This window comes from Brevundimonas goettingensis (assembly GCF_017487405.1).
Taxonomy (GTDB): domain Bacteria; phylum Pseudomonadota; class Alphaproteobacteria; order Caulobacterales; family Caulobacteraceae; genus Brevundimonas; species Brevundimonas goettingensis.
In genome coordinates this window covers 943,037-959,926 of sequence record NZ_CP062222.1, presented here as the reverse complement: position 1 = coordinate 959,926, position 16,890 = coordinate 943,037, and the positions used below count along the sequence as shown (strand labels likewise).

The following is a 16,890-nucleotide window of genomic DNA, read 5'->3' as shown; positions in this document are numbered from 1 at the left end:
CGTCACTCCGGGGACGGCGAAGCGTCTGTCGGATCGACGGGTTCCGTCGTGACCTCGGGCTCGGCGGCGGAAGGACCGGATTTGCGATCAGCCGCGGGATCGTCCGGAGCCCTGAGATCAAGGCCATGCGGGTGAAGATCGCCCACGACATAGACGCCTTCGGCGGCGAGCGCTCGCGCCAGACGCGCGGTGTTCTCGGCGGCGAGAATCTGGCGTTTTCGATCTCGATCCATCGAGGGCCCTTCTCCACATTCCGTTTCAGGGAATGGCGGCATAGGCCGCTTCCATCCGCCCTACCAGCCTCTGGCGCATTTCCGGGCCGCTGTGTCCGATAGCGTTCTCCGTCTGGACAGCCTTGGCCGCGCATCGAACCGATAGGGCTAAACGGAGCCCTTTACACCCGCCGAGGTTTCGCCTGACACCAGGTCTGCGGCAGCTTGTAACCATCTGGTCGGACGCGCATTACAGCTATGCAGCAGAAGGACCTTTAGGTGCCTAAAACCACTATCGAGAGGGCCGAGGCCGCCTTTGGCGTCCCGGGCCTCGATGACATTCTCGTCGGCGGCCTGGAGCGTGAACGCGTCTATTTGCTGGAAGGCGCACCCGGCACCGGCAAGACCACAGCGGCTATGAAGTTTCTGCTGGAGGGCGCGCGCCTGAAGGAACGCGGCCTCTACATCACCCTTTCGGAAACCGAGGAAGAACTCCGCAGTACGGCCCGCTCCCACGGCTGGGACCTTGAAGGCGTCGAGATCTTCGAACTGGTGCCCCCGGAGAGTTTGCTGGACGAGCAGCAGCAGCAGAGCCTGCTGTACTCCTCCGACCTCGAATTGGGCGAAACCACGCGCATGATCTTCGAGTCGGTGGAACGCCATGTTCCGCGCCGCGTCGTGATCGACAGCCTTTCAGAAATCCGGCTACTGGCGCAAAGCTCACTGCGCTACCGCCGCCAGGTGCTGGCCCTGAAGCACTATTTCGCCAAACACGGCGCCACCGTGCTTCTTCTTGACGATCTGACCACCGACATTAACGACAAGACTGTTCACAGCGTCGCCCACGGCGTCGTCCAGTTGCAGGAACTCGCCCCCGAGTACGGCGCGGAGCGACGGCGGGTGCGGGTCATCAAGTATCGGGGCCGACGTTTCCGCGGCGGCTACCACGATTTCACCATCAAGACCGGTGGGCTCGAGGTCTATCCCCGCATCGTCGCTTCGGAACACCATTCCGCCTTCGCCCGCGATCCGATGTCGAGCGGCCTGGCCGAACTGGACGATCTCCTCGGAGGCGGCGTGGAACGCGGCTCCAGCGCCCTGATCCTCGGGCCCGCCGGCACCGGCAAGTCGCTTTTTACGATCAACTTCGCCGTTGCGGCCGTGCAGCGCGGTGAAAAGGCCGCCCTGTTCGTCTTCGACGAGGAACTCGGACTGCTTTACGACAGGATGGCCAAGCTCGGCATCGACCTGCGATCGATGGAGGCGGACGGCAAGCTGATCATCGAACAGGTCGACGCTGCCGAACTCTCGCCCGGCGAGTTCGCCTCCCGCGTCCGTTCCTGTGTCTCGGCCCAAAACATCCAGACGGTCGTGATCGACAGCCTCAACGGGTATCAGGCCGCGATGCCCCAGGAGCAGTTCCTCGTCCTGCATATCCACGAGCTTCTGCAGTATCTGAACCGTCAGGGCGCCTCGACTTATCTGACCGTCGCCCAGCATGGCCTCGTGGGCGAAATGAAGGCCCCGATCGACGTCACCTATCTGGCTGATACGGTGATCCTGCTGCGTTACTTCGAAGCGCGGGGCCAGGTTCGTCGCGCTGTCTCGGTGATCAAGAAGCGGGCCGGCGAGCATGAGACCACCATCCGCGAGTTCAGCATCGGCGCCAAAGGTCTGACCCTCGGCGCGCCTCTGAATGACTTCCAGGGTGTGTTGCGCGGCGTCCCCAACTTCGTCGGCCCGGGGTCCGGTCTTATGGGTGATCCGTCCGCATGAGCAGCGGCGGCGGCCTCTCACTTCGATCGCTTGTCCTCACTCCTTCCGGCCGTGACAGCGCAATAGCGACCACCATCCTGGGTGAGGCCGACTGTCCTGCCCTGCCTTGCCGTGACCTGGACGATTTGCTGGTTCGGATGAACGAGGGCGCCGGCATGGCGATCATCGTGGAAGACGCGCTCCGTTCCGCCGACCTCAGCGGTCTTTCAACCTGGATCGGGGAGCAGCCGTCCTGGTCCGACTTTCCGTTTTTGATCCTGACGCAGCGTGGCGGCAGTGTGGAGCGAAACCCGCTCGTTCAGCGGCTTTCCAGGACTCTGGGCAACGTCGGCTTCCTTGAGCGGCCCTTTCATCCGACGACCCTGGTCAGCGCCGTGCGAACGGCCCTGCGCGGGCGCAGCCGTCAGTATGAAGCCCGCGAGCGCATGGAGGAAATCCGCCGCGGCGAACTTCTGCTGGAAGGCCGCGTCGTTGAACGCACTGCAGAACTCGAGGCCGCGAACCGGCAGCTAGCGGCCCAAATCGCCGAGCGGGAGAAGGCGGAAGCCGCCTTGCGTCAGACCCAGCGCCTTGACGCCGTGGGACAGCTGACCTCGGGCATCGCCCACGACTTCAACAATCTGCTCACGGTGGTCATCGGCAACGTCGAACAGTTGCAGAAGCGTATCGACGACCCGGCCATCCAGCGGCGCCTGGCCATGATGCACGAAGCGTCGCGGCGCGGCGCCCAGCTGACGGCCCAGATGCTCGCCTTCTCCCGCCGACAGAAGCTTGAGCCCCGCGCCGTCGATCTGAACGAGACGGTGCGCGGCATGGGCGACCTTCTCCAGAGTACGATCGGCGGCAGCGTGCACATCCTCGAACCGGATCTGGCCGAGGGCCTTTGGGCGGCGATGATCGACCCGACCCAGATTGAACTGGTCATTCTCAATCTGGCCATCAACGCTCGCGACGCCATGGACGTCGGCGGAACGTTGCAGATCGCCACCGGGAACGTCACGCGCTCTGCACCGCAAAGCCCCGAAGAGCCGCCGGCGGGCGAACATGTCATGGTGTCGGTATCCGATAACGGCTCCGGCATGCCGTCCGAAGTGCTGGCCAAGGTTTTCGAACCCTTCTTCACCACGAAGGCGGTGGGCAAGGGGTCGGGACTGGGTCTGAGCCAGGTCTACGGTCTGGCCAAGCAGTCGGGAGGCGGCGTCACGATCGAAACCAGCGTTGGCCAGGGTACGACCATTCGCGTCTTCCTGCCTCGCACCCATGCCAGTCCCGCCTGGAAGGACACATCAGCGGCGATCGCGCCAGCCGCGCCCTCAGATGGCTTGACTATTCTTGTGGTTGACGACGACGAGGCGGTTCGCGGGGTCACGGCGGATATACTGAAAGACCTCGGCTATGGAGTCGTTGAGGCAGGGAGCGGCGGAGCGGCCCTGGACCTTTTCGACACCCGTGCGGACATCCGGGCGGTCGTTCTCGACTTCGCCATGCCCGGGATGAACGGCGGCGACGTGGCGCGCGAACTCTCTGGTCGCAGGCCTGGTCTGCCCATTCTGTTCGCCACCGGCTACGCGGACGCCCAGGCCCTGGCGTCGACCCCTGAGGAAGCGATTGTTCACAAGCCGTTCGACAGGGTTGAACTGGCGCACAAACTCGCTTCGGCGCTTTCCTGACGCGGGTGCCGTCAACCTTGCCGAAGGCTCGCGGTACCGCCCGGTCAGGCGCATCGCCTGCGAGAAGATTTCGAAACCGCGGCCGGTGCCCCTCAAGCTATCGCACCGCTCTCAGAACACGGAAAGCGACGCGAGCCTAGCCGTCCCGCGGGAACGCGCGGACCATTTCGGTGATGACGTCCATATTATACGGCTTGGCGATAAATCGGCCGTCAGGGGGCATCTGCGCCTGCGTGGGATGCTCCTGGCCGGAGGTGATGATCACTCGAACGTCCGGTCGCTGCCGGTATGTCTCACCCGCCAGGGCAAGGCCGTCGCGTATGCCGGGCATGTTGATGTCGGTGAACAGAACCGAGATTTCAGGGTGACGTTCAAGCAGCGCCAACGCGGTTTCGGTCTCCGCGGCCTCGTAGGTCAAACACCCGATGTGATGCAGTGCATCTACAGGGAAGTCAGAGACTTCTGCCGTTTCCATACCGTCAGACGGGCACCTTGGTGCTGACAGTATGGGCCATCGCCGGGCGCCACAATGGGCGCCCGTGCCGTCCCAGCTACCGACACACCCTCGCGAAGCCTCCGAAGAGGTAGCGAGAGAGCACGAAAGGAACTTCGCGACCAAATCGGAAGCGATATCGAAAAGCTCCGAGAGCCCCGAATTATTCCCACTCGATTACTTACAACCGTTTAGCGCGTTGTGTTTTCTTCGGTTTTTCGGAATGACCCACAATGAAACCGAAGAGAAGACCGATCATATTTATCGCTCTTGAAAACATTAAAGAATATAGCGATATAAAATTTCGGTGATGACGCTATCTTTCGGCACCATTTGGCACATCAACGCCAATTTCGATGTCGAGTTACACCGAAATCGAGTCGCGAATGCGAATCTCATCTCTTCATATCGCCATCGGCCCAATTGATTCTACTGCTCCACCCCGGCACCCTGTTGAGCATCGCTTACCACCCGGGGCGCCGTGACGGTCCGGACCTGGGAGCGCCCGCAGCGCGCCGTCAAGCGAGATCGGACCCGACCTCAATGTTGCCGAGCGGCGAAGCTCGACACCGTACCATCGGCGAGGGGATTTCCTTGGGGAAACTCGCGGAACACGCTGAGGTGCGCTTCGATAGCCGATCATGCGTCTCCCCAACTCGGCGCCGGAGAAATGACCTTCAGGACCTCGACGATGTGCTGGAGCAACCGGATCGGCCAAGGCCTCCGTGAGCCGGAGAGACCTTCGACGAGGTCGCGTTGGCTTCGTCGGCCGTCGCGGAGCATGAGGCCCTGCCAGGCAAGCCAGCCTACGCAGCACAACGCCTAGCCAGTTGCCGTCCCAAGAGACTGCGGTGTGGTCACCGGTCGGCGGAGGGACCTACCGAGCCGCCGAGACGGCATTACTCGATTGAGATCGGATCAGGCGAAGGTCTACTCCGCTGAACCGGACGTCGGGCCGCCCCCGGCAGCAACTCTGCGCCGAAGGTCGGCGAGATCTTCGCGGGAATAGTATCGGCCATCGCGAACCACCGGATGGATGGCATGCAGGTTGGCGGTGCTTTCGATCGGGTTCGCGTCGAGAATGACGAGATCCGCCACCCTGAACCTGGCTGCGCCTCGGTTGTTCCCAGCGGATGCCTCTGTAATGACCTGCTCACGCAGGCTCGGGACGATGAGCACCCTCTGCGATCTCTTCGATGAGCTTGGCGCAGAAGGCTGGGAGATCGTCCGGCTTGCGTGACGTAACGAGACCCTGATCGACCACGACCTCCTCGTCCACCCAGTCCGCGCCGGCGTTGCGAAGGTCCGCTTCCAGGGACGGCCAGGACGTGACCCGGCGTCCGTCCAGCGCCCCGGCGTTGATGAGCGTCCACGGCCCGTGACAGATGGCTCCGATCGGCTTTCCGGCGGCATGGATGTCGGCGATGAAGGCGATGGCCAGCGGTTCCAGCCGCAGGGCGTCCGGGTTGATCACGCCACCGGGCAGGACCAGAGCGTCATAGTTCCTCGTAGACGCCTCATCGAGGGTCTGGTCCACCCTAGTCTTGTCGGCCTTGTCATGGTGCTTGAAGCCCTGGATCTCACCGGCCTTGAGTGAGACGACCTCCACCGTCGCCCCTTCGGCCTTCAACGCCTCGACCGGCGTGGTCAGTTCGACCTGTTCGAAGCCGTCGGTGGCCAGCACCGCCACGCGTTTTCCGTTCAGCTTTCCAGCCATCGTCTGTTCCTCTCTGATCGCGCTCTCTGGCGCTGGTGTTCGGGTTTGAAGGGCGATCTCAAGCCGGTTGGCGATTGCCGCCGGTCGCCGCGAAGATCTGACCCGTCGAATAGCTGAGCGCCGGATCGGCGGCGGCGACATAGAGGCCCGCGATCTCGGCCGGCTGGCCGGGCCGCCCGAAGGGGCTGGAGGCGCCGAAATTCTTCAGCTTCTCCGGGGTGGCGCCGCCGCTGACCTGAAGCGGAGTCCAGAAGGGTCCCGGGGCAACGGCGTTGACCCGGATGCCCTTCGGCGCCAACTGGGTCGCCAAACCCTTGGTAAAGTTGAGCATCGCCGCACGGGTCATGGCATAGTCCATGATGTCCTCCGACGGATCGCCCGCCTGTTCGGAAGCGGTGTTCACGATCACCGCCCCCTCCGCCATGATTTCCAGCGCGGCTTTGGACAGCCAGAAGGGCGCATAGACGTTGGTTTTGAAGGTCGCGTCGAAGTCCTCGGCGCTGATGTCGGCGATGGACGGGCGCGTCTGCTGGCGAGCGGCGTTGTTGACCAGGATGTCGAGCCCGCCGAGGGCCTCGGCCGCCTCCGAGACCAGCCGGCGGCAGAAGGCCTTGTCGCGCAGGTCGCCCCGGATCGACACCCCTTTGCGGCCTTCTGCGGTGATCAGGTCGATGACCTCGCGCGCGTCCGGCTCTTCCTCGGGCAGGTGGTTGATGACCACATCGGCGCCCTCGCGCGCGAAGGCGATGGCCGCGGCGCGTCCGATGCCGCTGTCGCCGCCGGTGATCAGCGCGCGCTTGCCCGCGAGACGGCCCGAGCCCCGGTAGCTGGTTTCGCCGTGGTCCGGCCGCGGCTCCATCTTCGAGGCCAGCCCCGGCCAGGGCTGCTTCTGGTCCGCAAACGGCGGGGTCGGATAACGGGGCGTAGGGTTGGAGGCGTCGGCCATGGGCATCACTCCGGTCTGGTTCGCTTCAACCGCCCGGCGCTTCGCCGGTTCCGCAGCAAGGCGCTCTCCGTCCGGTTCCGAACGCAGGAACGAACTCACCGCCAAGCGCTTGAATTCGCTCATCCACAACACACGAGTTCACAATGTCCATTCTCGACAAGGTTCTTGGTCGCCACGACGATCAGCCGCGCACCTCTCCCGCCAAACCCGACATGATGATGGGCAAGGTACTCGACGCCCTCGCCGGCCTCGGCGGCAAACCCATCGAGACCCTGTCGCCACAGGAAGCGCGGCTGCAGCCGACCCCGACCGATGCGGTGAAGAAGATTCTGCGCGAAACGATCAAGGATAAAGATCCGACGCTGGGCATCCAGACCCGCGACATCACCATCGAAGGCGCGGCGGGTCCGCTGCAGGCCCGCATCTACAGCCCCGACCTCGACAGCAAGGACCTCAAGCCTCTGGTCGTCTATTTCCACGGCGGCGGCTTCGTCATCGCCGACCTCGACGTCTATGACGGCGGTCCTCGCGGGATCAGCCGATTCGCTGACGTCGTGGTCCTGTCGGTCCACTATCGCCAGGCGCCCGAGCACCAGTTTCCGGCCGCCCATGATGACGCCGTCGCGGCCTGGAAATGGGCGCTGGCCAACGCCCAGACCCTCGGTGGCGATCCGCGCAAGGTGGCGGTAATGGGCGAAAGCGCCGGCGGCAATCTGGCGATCAACGTCTCGATCGCGGCGCGGGACCAGGGGCTGCAGGCCCCGGCCCACCAGGTTCTGGTCTACCCTCTCGTCGGCAATGACCTGAACACCGAGAGCTATGTCGAGAACGCCACGGCCAAGCCCCTCAACAAGCCGATGATCGAATGGTTCGTGAAACACACCTTTGCCGACCAGGGCGAGACCGCCGATCCCCGGGTCAACGTCGTGGGCGCCGCCGATCTGCGCGGCCTGCCCTCCTCCACCGTCATTACCGCCGAAATCGACCCCCTGCGCACCGAGGGGGAGCAACTCGCGGAGAAGCTGGAAGCCGCAGGCGTCGATACCCGGGCCAAGACCTTCAACGGCTCGACCCACGAGTTCTTCGGCATGGGTCTGGTTGTGCCCGACGCTGCTGTCGCCCAGCAGTTCGCCGCGCATGACCTGAAGAAGGCGTTCGGCACGGCGATCCTGCCGATCTGATTGCGCATAATCCTGCTGCGGAGGCAGGGGCGACGGCCACGCCTCCGCAGGCTTCCCTTCGAGATCGGCGGCGGCGAGTTCGGAGCGGTATTCGAGACCGTTCGTTCTCGCTCCTCCATCCGAGAATCCCGGCGTTGTGCCTGGGCTGCGAATGGGCCACTTGCGGAAACTGGAATGCAGGGGCAAGCCGACCTGTTGATTGCGATCGAAGGAGATGCAGCCTCCCAGTCGTCAGAGTGTTGTCACCCAACGAACATGGCCCCTTCTCGCCCTCTTCCTCCGGTCGTCTACCACCCGGCCTACAGTGCTCCGATGCCGCCGGGTCACCGCTTCCCCATGCACAAATACGCTCGACTGGCTCAGGTGTTGGAAGAGGAGAGGCTGGTCGGACCCGGGGGGTTTCACATCCCCGTCCCCGCCAGCTTCGATATGCTCGCCGCCGTGCACGACCCAGGCTATGTGCGCCAGGTGCTGAACGCCGAAGTTCCTCCGCAGGTCGAGCGGATCATCGGCATGCCGGTCACCCGCGGCGTCTCGGAACGCGCCCAGGCCGCAGTCGGCGGCACCCTGTTGGCGGCGCGTCTGGCGCTTCGCCATGGTCTTGCCTGTAACACTGCAGGCGGCAGTCACCATGCCGGGCCGAACGGCGGCGCGGGCTTCTGCGTCTTCAACGACATCGGCGTCGTCGCCCGCGCGATGATCGACGCCGGCGAGATCCGGCAGGCGCTCGTTGTCGACCTGGACGTCCACCAGGGCGACGGGACCGCCTTCATCTTCGAGCACGAACCGCGGGTCTTCACCTTCTCCATGCACGGCGAAAAGAACTATCCCGTGCGACGCGGCCCCGGCGATCTGGACATCGACCTGCCGGATGGAACCGGCGACGATGCCTACCTGGCCGAACTGCGAGCAATCCTTCCTGTCCTGCTCCAGCGCGTCGCACCGGACCTCACCTTCTACATCGCTGGCGTCGACCCGCACGTGAGCGACCGTCTCGGCAGGCTGGCCTTGAGTGACGAAGGTCTCGCCGCGCGCGACGCCTATGTTCTGGAGACCTGTCTGCCTGCCACGCCGGTCGTAGGCGTCATCGGCGGCGGCTACGACGACGACATCGACAGGCTGGCGCATCGCCATGCCATCCTGCACCGCGCCGCCGCTGACGCCTGGCGAAGTGGTCGGGCGCGACCGGCGGCCCCACGTGACTGACCTCCGGCGTTGAAGCCAGGGGAAGGGCCGTCGGCGACCGCGTCGAGGGTCCTTTTTGCGATGGCCCCACGGGCCGCGTTGACGGTTTGCCGAGGAGGTCTCCACGCTCCGGGTCAAGGATTTGCGTGGCATCCCCTTTCGCCGCCCCCCTGTCGCGCCTAGCCTTCAGCATGGTCGCGACGCACCTTTTCCTCGGATGGAGAACTGCAGTTCTCGGCCTGATGGTCCTGCAGTTGTTCGTGCTCGCCGCCGCGCTCGCGATCGCGCCTGTACAGAAGGCCGCCAACCGCCTCCTCGCCGCGACCCTCGTGGTGATCGCCGGTCTGTTGATTCCTTACGCCATCGGCTTCGCCGGCGCCTATGACGCCTGGCGCGGGCTGACCTTCGCGCCTTTCGCGATCCCTTTGGCTTTGGGACCGCTGCTCTTCGCCTATGCCAGCGCTCTGGAAGAGAACCGGGTCTCGCGCCGTCTGCTCTGGCATTTCGCGCCGCCGCTTGTCCAGGCCGCCTATTTCACGATCTGCTTCCTGCTGCCCATCGGACGAAAATGGGCCTGGTACACCGGTGGCCATGACGCGGTCGTCTCGCCCGTCTTCAGCGCTCTGACGCTCACCAGCCTCGCCGGCTATGCTCTGGCGATCGGTCCGGTGCTCAAACGCTACCGCGCCCGGCTGGCGGACGAGCGCAGCGACGACGACCAGTATGCCGCACGCTGGCTGTCGCGCGTCCGGGCCGCCATCGTCTTCAGCCTGCTCGTCGAAGTCGCCTTCTGGCTCTGGTCGACGGCGACCGGCGGGATCGACTATTTCCAGGAGACCGGTCTCTACCTCGCCCTCGGCGGCCTCGGTCTGTATCTCGGCGTCGCAGGCTTGCGCCAGGCGGGCCTGCCACCGCCCCTCCGCGCTCTTGACCGATTACCCGAACCGAAAGCGGCGCCCGCCCGCGCGCCCACCGATTGGCGCCTCATCGCCGGGGAGATCGCAGACCGGACACGAGCGGAGGGCTGGTGGCGGGAGCCGGACCTGACCCTGCCCGGGCTTGCGCGAAGGCTCGGGACCAACAGTGGACGGCTCTCGCGAGCGATCAATCTGGGCCTAGAGGTCAACTTCTCGGTCTTCATCAACGGACTTCGGGCCGAAGCCGTGGCCGACGCCATCACGATCCGACCGAAAGCCGACCTTCTCGATCTGGCGTTCGAGATGGGGTTCGCCTCAAAGGCGAGTTTCAATCGCGCCTTCCACGCCCGTTACGGGATGGCGCCGTCTGCGTATCGCCGGCAGGTCTCAAATCCTGACTTTTCACCTTTGATGCCGGATCTGAGGCGCGCAGACGCCTGAAGTCCCACACCCTGCGGCAGCCTTCGAGGATCGCCATGCCGTCGCTGAACCGCCGCCGCCTTCTGCAACTCTCCGGAAGCGCTGCTCTCGCCGCGGCGACCCCGGTCCAGGCGCGATCTGTCACGGATGACTGGAGCGGCGACGTTGCCATCCTGCGCCAGACCTGGGAGGCCATGCATCCCGGCCTGTATCGCTACAGCACACCTGAAGAGATCAGTGCGCGTCTCGACGGTCTGGCCCATGCCTGGAGGACGCCGGGATCCTTCCGCGATCGGTTTCTCGCCCTGACAAGGGTCACAGCCTCCATCCGGTGCGGCCATACCTATCCCAGCCCCTACAACGGCTCGGACGCCATGGTCGCGGCCCTCTATCCGGACCGGTCGCTCGTCCCGTTCCGTTTCCGATGGATCGATGGTCGTATTGTGGTTACGGACGACCACACCCCCGAAGGCACCCTGCCCCGCGGAAGCGTGATCACAGCCGTGAACGGCGTCCCGACCTCGGATCTCCTCGGCGGTCTGATTGCCCTGGCCCGGGCCGACGGCCACAACGATCCCAAGCGGATCAATCTGATGGAGGTCCGGGGCGAGGACCGGTTCGAGACCTTCGACATCCACCTGCCGCTCATTCTGCCGCTTGAGAGCCATGCGGATTTCGAACTCGGAGACGGACGGATCGTTCGGGCTGCCCTGGTCACGCTCGCGGACCGACGCAGCCGCCTGGCGCCCTCGGCGGATCCCTCCGGCGACGCCAATCCCTGGACGCTGGAGAAACGGCCCGACGGCATCCATGTCCTCACCACGGCCAACTGGGCCCTCTACGGGTCGACGTTCGCCTGGGAAGCCTGGCTGGGTCAGGTCATGGACGATCTCACGCACGACGGCGCCAAGGGTCTCATCATAGACCTGCGCGGCAACGAGGGCGGCCTGGACTGCGGCCACGTTATCCTGACCCGGTTGATCGACCGGGATCTTCCCCTGTCGCGAAATCAGCGCTGGACCCGCTACCGGAGCGCACCGGAGGCGGTTCGCCCCTACCTCCACACCTGGGATCGCAGCTTCCTCGACTGGGGCGACAAGGCTCAGCCTTCGGCGGATCGACCCGGGTTCTACCGGCTGACCCGCTACGATGACGGCGACGACGGCACGGTGATCCGGCCGCAAGGCACGCGCTTCGCCGGCATGGTCGCTGTCCTCTGCGACGCCTCCAACAGTTCGGCCACCTTCGGCTTCGCCCAGGCCGTTCAGGAGAACGGCCTCGCGACCCTGATCGGCCAGCCGACGGGCGGCAACCGGCGTGGCATCAACGGTGGCGCCTTCTTTTTTCTCCAACTGCCCGCTTCCGGTCTGGAGGTTGATCTGCCGTTGATCGCCAGCTTCCCGTCAACGCCCCAACCGGACGCCGCCATCCTTCCCGACCTCGCCGTTCCGACGACGGCCGACGATATCCGTCTCGGCCGCGACCCGCAAATGACCGCCGCAATCGCGCGCCTGACGGCTTGACCGACGCCAGGGTCTCACGTCACCGACAGGCCCGTATTCGAGGAGACTCTTTCATGCTGATCATCGCTTGCGCCGCCGCCGCAATGCTTGCCCAGGCCTTCCCGTCGCCGCCGTCCCGGGAGGCGCTCACGGGCGAGTGGACCGTCGATCTGTCCACCAACCCGGCCGAGCCTTATCTGAAACCCATGACCCTCGCTCTGGCGGCTGACGGAACGGTCACCGGCGACTTCTACGAAAGCGCGATCGAGGCCGGGCGCTGGAAAGTCCAGAACGGGCGCCTATGCGTTTCCTTCCGCACCACCGATGGCGTCGCCCCCTATCACACCGCCGCCTGCCTCGTCGGCGACCATGTCGAAGGCCAGACCTGGGCCGAGCACCGCAACTTTGTCTTCATCTGGAACGCGCAGGCCCAGGCGGCGACCGCCGTCTCAAAGCGTTGATGTGGCGGACCGGGAAACGCCGCCTGTCGTCTCGTAGCCACGCGCGCCGCCTAGCGGCCTGCCTCCGCACCAGGTCGCAGAAAGTCGGTAGAGCATCGGCAGGCAAGGCCGGCTGGCTTCGCCACCCGCGCCTCTCCGACGGCGTGGTCAGCTGCGTGTCTGCGGGCCGCAACTCAGCTGACTGTATAGGCGAATATACTGCCCCCCGGTTTCACCGTTTGGTAAATCGGGCCTCGGCAATTGGGCGCACGATATCTGGTTCGCGCCCATGTCCTCACGCCTCCCTCACACCCTGTTTCGCGCGACGGCGATCGGAGCCGTCATGTTGGCGAGCCTGCTACTGCCTTTGGCGGCGGCCGCACGTCCGACCCAGCCCTTTGCCGCAGCCGCGGTGTTCCCCCTCTGGTGGAGCCGCCAGCGCGTCGAGACTGCGGTCGCGGATCTCGCCATGACCGCCCGCCCGGGCAGGCTGCCCGCTGTCATCAACGTGACCGGCGGCGCAACCCTGCACCATCAACTCCGCGAAGCTGGCGCCTGGATCCTCCTCGATCCTCGCCTTGTCACCTGCGCCTCCTGAGGTCCGCCATGATTTTTCAGGCTTCCACCCTCGCCCATCAAAGACAACTCGGCGCCCACACCGTTCTCGGCCTCGGCTGGCTCCTCTGCGCCGTGTCGGTCGGCGCCGCCTTCTGGCTCAGCCCCGTGCCGGCGCCCACTGCCCTGGCCGCACTCGCCCTGGCCGCGCTCCAGACCGGCGTGTGGAAGGTGGCGGGCGACGGGTCGATGGGCCGGACTCTGGCCGCGATCCTGCTGATGGCCCAGGCGTCGGTTCTGGTGGCCGCCGGCGCCGGCCATCCCTGGCAGATCGACCTGCACATGGTCTATTTCGCCGCCTTGGCCGTCCTGATCATCCATTGTGACTGGCGGGTGATTCTGGTCGGCGCTGCGACCGTGGCGGTACATCATCTGGTGCTCAGCTTCGTCCTGCCGGACATGGTCTTCCCGGGCTCGGCCAGTCTGGCCCGGGTCGTGCTGCACGCCGTCATCCTCGTCGTCGAGGCGGTGGTGCTGATGTGGAGCGCAGCAAGCGTCACCATGATGTTCGCTATCAACGACGAGAGCCGTTCGGCTGCCGAGGCCGCCACGGGCGAGGCCCTGGCCGCAGGCGCCGAAGCCGAATGCATCCGCGCCGAGAATGACCGTCAGACGGCCGCGTCGGCCGCACGTGATCGCGAGGCCGCGCGCGAACAGGCCGAGGTTGTCGCCCGCACCGCGGAGGGCCTGAGCGCCTTGGCCGAAGGACGTCTCGACTACCGCATTCCCGGCCGCTTCCCCGAGGCCTACGTCAAGCTTCAGAACGACTTCAACTCGGCCATGACGGCCCTGCATCAAGCCATCAGCGAGATCGGCGGCAACGTCCACGGCATCGCTGGCGAGACTGCCGAGATCAGCCAGGCCGCCGACGACCTGTCGCGCCGCACGGAGCATCAGGCCGCGACCCTGGAAGAGACCGCCGCCGCCTTGGAAGAGGTCGCCGCGACGATCAAGTTGTCGGCCGCCGGGGCCGATCAGGCCTCAGTCTCCATGGCCCGTGCCGAGGCGGAGGTCGAGGCCAGCGGGCCGGTGGTCAGAGAGGCAATCGCGGCGATGGATGAGATCGAGTCCTCGTCCGAACAGATCAGCCAGATCATCGGCATGATCGACGAGATCGCCTTCCAGACCAATTTGCTAGCGCTGAACGCGGGGGTCGAGGCCGCCCGGGCCGGCGACGCCGGGCGTGGCTTCGCCGTCGTAGCCTCCGAAGTGCGGGCTCTTGCCCAGCGCTCGGCCGAAGCCGCTCGAGACATCAAGGGGCTGATCTCCACCAGCCGGAATCAGGTCCGCAACGGGGTGGTTCTGGTCGGGCGCACCGGAACGGCCCTGAACGCCATCGCCACAGGCGTGGGCGAGATCGGCGGCTTCGTCGCCCAGATCGCGGCCTCTACGCGTGAGCAGGCGACCGCCGTCGCCGAGATCAACAATGCCGTCGTCGGCATGGACCAGGCCACTCAGCAGAACGCCGCCATGGTCGAGCAATCGACCGCCGCCTGCGAGGGCCTGACCCGGGACGCAGCCCGCCTGGCTGCCCTGGTGTCCCGCTTCAGACTTGAGGACCGATCTGGAGCGACCACCCTGGCCGCATGACCTGGCATCCTGGAGGCCATCTCATGAACGGCCACAAGTCCCGAAGGGCTTGATCGTACTGACCGATTTCGGCCGACTGTTCCTACTAGGGGCCTAGGTTCTGAACCCATAAAGGTCTGAGGGATTCGAGGTCTTCGGAAGGAGACGTCGATGGCGCGATACGATCTGAGCGAAACGGAGTGGCGGCTGATCCAGCCGTTGCTTCCGAACAAGCCCCGCGGCGTGGCCCGCGTGGACGACCGTCGGGTGATCAACGGCATCTTCTACATTCTGAGGACGGGTTCGCCCTGGCGTGACCTGCCGGGTCGCTACGGGCCGCACACGACGGTCTACAATCGCTTCAATCGGTGGGCCAAAGCAGGCGTCTGGGTGCGGGTGTTCGAGGCGCTGTCGGCGGCGTCGCCGGGTTCGATGCACCTGATCGACAGTTCGATCATTCGGGCCCACCAGCACGCCGCCGGTGGAAAAAAGGGGGCCCGGATCACGCCATCGGCCGATCTCGTGGGGGACTGAGCACCAAGATCAACGCCCTGGTCGATCAGGACGGATTGCCGCTCAGGATCACCCTCTCGGCCGGCCAGGCGTCCGACAAGGCCGCCGTCGAGGAACTGATCTACGGCCTCAAGCCCGCCAAGGCGCTCGTCGCCGACAGAGGTTACGACGCACAGGCCGTCATCGATCTGGTCCGCTCTCGCGGCGGCTGCGCCCATATCCCGACCCAGAAGGATCGCAAGGTCCAGCGCTCCGTCGATCCCGCCATCTATCGACAGCGCAACGTCGTGGAGCGCTACTTCTGCAAGCTCAAGCACTTCCGCCGCGTCGCCACACGCTTCGACAAACTGGCCCGCAACTTCCTCGCCGCCGTACTGCTGGCCTCAACCCGCCTGTGGCTCAGAGCTTATGAGTCCACGACCTAGAGCCGGACGAGCGGCTGGAGCCATCGTCCAAGCCACCCGTCCAGGACGATCTGACCGTCAAGCGCGGCCACGCAGAGACACGGCTCCTCCGAAACCACGCGCGGTTGATGCAGGACCTCGTGATCGGCTTCCTCCAGGTCACCGACCTCGAAGCGGCCGGTTTCGGTGGCGTAGGCGCCGGACAGCACACAGGTCAGTTCCACGCCGCCGTGGGTATGGCGTGGCGTTTTACGACCCCTGTCGATCTTGAGCAGAATAACCCGACAGGCGCCGTCGCGTGGCGCACCGACATCGCGGACCCTGACGCCCGGACCCAACCAGCGCCAGGGGCCCAGCGGATAGCCGCGAAGGCAATCGGGGAGTTCGGGCATGTCGTTGAGCACGCGCACCGGTTCGGGACGGGTCCGTGTCTCGATCCGGGCCAACGCCTGATCGAGTGCGTGAGGCGCCATCGGGACAGACGGCTCCGTTTCAAGCAAGTCACCGCCCATGACCTGCAGAATGTGCACAAAGGCGGCCTCTTCCGGTCGGAAAGACAGCCAGGCGTTGACAACGACCGCTTCGGGCGGGCTCAGGGCGCCCGCCGCAAAGGCCAGCAAACGTTCCTCGGATAGACCATGTCTGTCGCTCATGCCCTCCCTCCGTCACGGGATTTCAACAGCCGACGCAAGCGGATCATTCCCTTGCGGATGCGCGATTTGACGGTGCCCAGCGGCAGGTTCAGCTGTCGCGCGACCTCCGCGTAGGGATGGTCGGAGAAGAAGGCGAGCGCCAGCACCTCCTGCTGGTCCGACGGGAGACGCGCCAGGGCGCGCCGGACGCGGTCCGCATCCTCGGCGGCGGTCATATTCGCGTCCGGCAAGGCCGGCGCCTCCAGTGCGAGCTCCAGCTCTGGCGCGGGCATGGGAAGCCTGTCGCGACGCAGGGCATCCAGGCGCCTGTTGCGCGCGATAACATAAATCCACGTCGCGGCGCTGGCCTTGTCAGCGTTGAAGAGGGCCGCCTTGTTCCAGACCGTCAGCATGGCGTCCTGGGCGAAATCCTCGGCCGTACCCGGCGTCGCCCCGCCCCGCATCAGGTACGACTTCAGACGCGGCGCGTAGAAGACAAACAGACGTGCGAAGGCGTCGCGGTCTGCGCGCTCGGCGATGGCCTCTATCCAGCGGGCGTGCTCATCCGCTTCGAACGTCACCTGGATGATCGCCCCTCGCCTGCCGCGCAATGCATGTGTCTGTCCATTCATCGACGTCAGTACGTGATTCCGGCCGGTTCGGATTACCCGATCGAGTCGCTTTTTCAGGCTGAGGAA

At 65.4% G+C, this 16,890-nt stretch carries 16 protein-coding genes; 10 read left to right on the top strand and 6 right to left on the bottom strand.

Annotated elements, in window-relative coordinates:
* Window positions 1-2 precede the first annotated feature (2 nt).
* The gene (locus tag IFJ75_RS04850) at window positions 3-233 is read right to left on the bottom strand and encodes a hypothetical protein (protein ID WP_207931510.1); all 231 of its coding nucleotides are present in this window, start codon (window positions 231-233) and stop codon (window positions 3-5) included.
* Between the two features lie 258 nt (window positions 234-491).
* On the opposite strand from IFJ75_RS04850, the gene IFJ75_RS04845 reads away from it, so the two are divergent.
* Window positions 492-1,988 (top strand): ATPase domain-containing protein, encoded by a 1,497-nt coding sequence (locus IFJ75_RS04845; RefSeq protein ID WP_207931509.1) that lies wholly within the window; start codon window positions 492-494, stop codon window positions 1,986-1,988.
* 155 nt (window positions 1,989-2,143) lie between these two features.
* Window positions 2,144-3,658: an ATP-binding protein gene (locus IFJ75_RS04840; protein ID WP_207931508.1), complete on the top strand. Its 1,515-nt coding sequence runs from the start codon at window positions 2,144-2,146 to the stop codon at window positions 3,656-3,658.
* Window positions 3,659-3,794: 136 nt separating this feature from the next.
* On the opposite strand, the gene IFJ75_RS04835 is transcribed toward IFJ75_RS04840, so the two are convergent.
* The 3 genes from IFJ75_RS04835 to IFJ75_RS04825 all read right to left on the bottom strand — a co-directional run bounded on the left by IFJ75_RS04835 (window position 3,795) and on the right by IFJ75_RS04825 (window position 6,814).
* On the bottom strand, window positions 3,795-4,133 hold the full coding sequence (locus IFJ75_RS04835; protein WP_207931507.1) for a response regulator: 339 nt from the start codon (window positions 4,131-4,133) through the stop codon (window positions 3,795-3,797).
* A 1,171-nt stretch (window positions 4,134-5,304) separates the two neighbouring features.
* Window positions 5,305-5,868, bottom strand: a complete 564-nt coding sequence (locus IFJ75_RS04830) for a type 1 glutamine amidotransferase domain-containing protein (RefSeq protein ID WP_207931506.1) — start codon at window positions 5,866-5,868, stop codon at window positions 5,305-5,307.
* A 58-nt stretch (window positions 5,869-5,926) separates the two neighbouring features.
* On the bottom strand, window positions 5,927-6,814 hold the full coding sequence (locus tag IFJ75_RS04825) for an SDR family oxidoreductase (RefSeq protein ID WP_207931505.1): 888 nt from the start codon (window positions 6,812-6,814) through the stop codon (window positions 5,927-5,929).
* Window positions 6,815-6,957: 143 nt separating this feature from the next.
* On the opposite strand from IFJ75_RS04825, the gene IFJ75_RS04820 reads away from it, so the two are divergent.
* From IFJ75_RS04820 to IFJ75_RS04785, 8 genes are all read left to right on the top strand, one after another.
* Complete coding sequence (locus tag IFJ75_RS04820) at window positions 6,958-7,995, top strand: alpha/beta hydrolase (RefSeq protein ID WP_207931504.1); 1,038 nt, start codon at window positions 6,958-6,960, stop codon at window positions 7,993-7,995.
* Between the two features lie 255 nt (window positions 7,996-8,250).
* Window positions 8,251-9,201 (top strand): histone deacetylase family protein, encoded by a 951-nt coding sequence (locus tag IFJ75_RS04815; RefSeq protein WP_207932470.1) that lies wholly within the window; start codon window positions 8,251-8,253, stop codon window positions 9,199-9,201.
* A 239-nt stretch (window positions 9,202-9,440) separates the two neighbouring features.
* Window positions 9,441-10,538, top strand: a complete 1,098-nt coding sequence (locus tag IFJ75_RS04810; RefSeq protein WP_225897088.1) for an AraC family transcriptional regulator — start codon at window positions 9,441-9,443, stop codon at window positions 10,536-10,538.
* Between the two features lie 35 nt (window positions 10,539-10,573).
* Complete coding sequence (locus IFJ75_RS04805; RefSeq protein ID WP_207931502.1) at window positions 10,574-12,040, top strand: S41 family peptidase; 1,467 nt, start codon at window positions 10,574-10,576, stop codon at window positions 12,038-12,040.
* A 53-nt stretch (window positions 12,041-12,093) separates the two neighbouring features.
* On the top strand, window positions 12,094-12,480 hold the full coding sequence (locus IFJ75_RS04800; protein WP_207931501.1) for a hypothetical protein: 387 nt from the start codon (window positions 12,094-12,096) through the stop codon (window positions 12,478-12,480).
* Window positions 12,481-12,748: 268 nt separating this feature from the next.
* On the top strand, window positions 12,749-13,057 hold the full coding sequence (locus IFJ75_RS04795; protein ID WP_207931500.1) for a hypothetical protein: 309 nt from the start codon (window positions 12,749-12,751) through the stop codon (window positions 13,055-13,057).
* A gap of 8 nt (window positions 13,058-13,065) precedes the next feature.
* Window positions 13,066-14,664: a methyl-accepting chemotaxis protein gene (locus IFJ75_RS04790; protein ID WP_207931499.1), complete on the top strand. Its 1,599-nt coding sequence runs from the start codon at window positions 13,066-13,068 to the stop codon at window positions 14,662-14,664.
* Window positions 14,665-14,814: 150 nt separating this feature from the next.
* A protein-coding gene (locus IFJ75_RS04785) for an IS5 family transposase (RefSeq protein WP_207869564.1) occupies window positions 14,815-15,581 on the top strand; the annotation gives its coding sequence in 2 pieces (ribosomal slippage) (window positions 14,815-15,139 and window positions 15,139-15,581; 768 coding nt in all).
* On the opposite strand, the gene chrR is transcribed toward IFJ75_RS04785, so the two are convergent.
* Together chrR and IFJ75_RS04775 are read right to left on the bottom strand one after the other, a co-directional pair.
* Window positions 15,578-16,213, bottom strand: a complete 636-nt coding sequence (gene chrR / locus IFJ75_RS04780; protein WP_207931498.1) for a cadmium/peroxide/UV radiation responsive anti-sigma factor ChrR — start codon at window positions 16,211-16,213, stop codon at window positions 15,578-15,580. The two genes, IFJ75_RS04785 and chrR, sit on opposite strands and share 4 nt — an antisense overlap.
* On the bottom strand, window positions 16,210-16,773 hold the full coding sequence (locus IFJ75_RS04775; RefSeq protein WP_225896996.1) for a sigma-70 family RNA polymerase sigma factor: 564 nt from the start codon (window positions 16,771-16,773) through the stop codon (window positions 16,210-16,212). The genes chrR and IFJ75_RS04775 overlap by 4 nt, the downstream gene beginning before the upstream one ends.
* Window positions 16,774-16,890 lie beyond the last annotated feature (117 nt).

Excerpts from the sequence above, each read along its gene's own strand:
- IFJ75_RS04820 (WP_207931504.1), top strand. The coding sequence starts at position 6,958 with ATGTCCATTCTCGACAAGGTTCTTGGTCGCCACGACGATCAGCCGCGC.
- IFJ75_RS04830 (WP_207931506.1), bottom strand. The coding sequence starts at position 5,868 with ATGGCTGGAAAGCTGAACGGAAAACGCGTGGCGGTGCTGGCCACCGAC.
- IFJ75_RS04835 (WP_207931507.1), bottom strand. The coding sequence starts at position 4,133 with ATGGAAACGGCAGAAGTCTCTGACTTCCCTGTAGATGCACTGCATCAC.
- IFJ75_RS04800 (WP_207931501.1), top strand. The coding sequence starts at position 12,094 with ATGCTGATCATCGCTTGCGCCGCCGCCGCAATGCTTGCCCAGGCCTTC.
- IFJ75_RS04840 (WP_207931508.1), top strand. The coding sequence starts at position 2,144 with ATGGCGATCATCGTGGAAGACGCGCTCCGTTCCGCCGACCTCAGCGGT.
- chrR (WP_207931498.1), bottom strand. The coding sequence starts at position 16,213 with ATGAGCGACAGACATGGTCTATCCGAGGAACGTTTGCTGGCCTTTGCG.
- IFJ75_RS04790 (WP_207931499.1), top strand. The coding sequence starts at position 13,066 with ATGATTTTTCAGGCTTCCACCCTCGCCCATCAAAGACAACTCGGCGCC.
- IFJ75_RS04850 (WP_207931510.1), bottom strand. The coding sequence starts at position 233 with ATGGATCGAGATCGAAAACGCCAGATTCTCGCCGCCGAGAACACCGCG.
- IFJ75_RS04825 (WP_207931505.1), bottom strand. The coding sequence starts at position 6,814 with ATGGCCGACGCCTCCAACCCTACGCCCCGTTATCCGACCCCGCCGTTT.
- IFJ75_RS04805 (WP_207931502.1), top strand. The coding sequence starts at position 10,574 with ATGCCGTCGCTGAACCGCCGCCGCCTTCTGCAACTCTCCGGAAGCGCT.
- IFJ75_RS04815 (WP_207932470.1), top strand. The coding sequence starts at position 8,251 with ATGGCCCCTTCTCGCCCTCTTCCTCCGGTCGTCTACCACCCGGCCTAC.
- IFJ75_RS04795 (WP_207931500.1), top strand. The coding sequence starts at position 12,749 with ATGTCCTCACGCCTCCCTCACACCCTGTTTCGCGCGACGGCGATCGGA.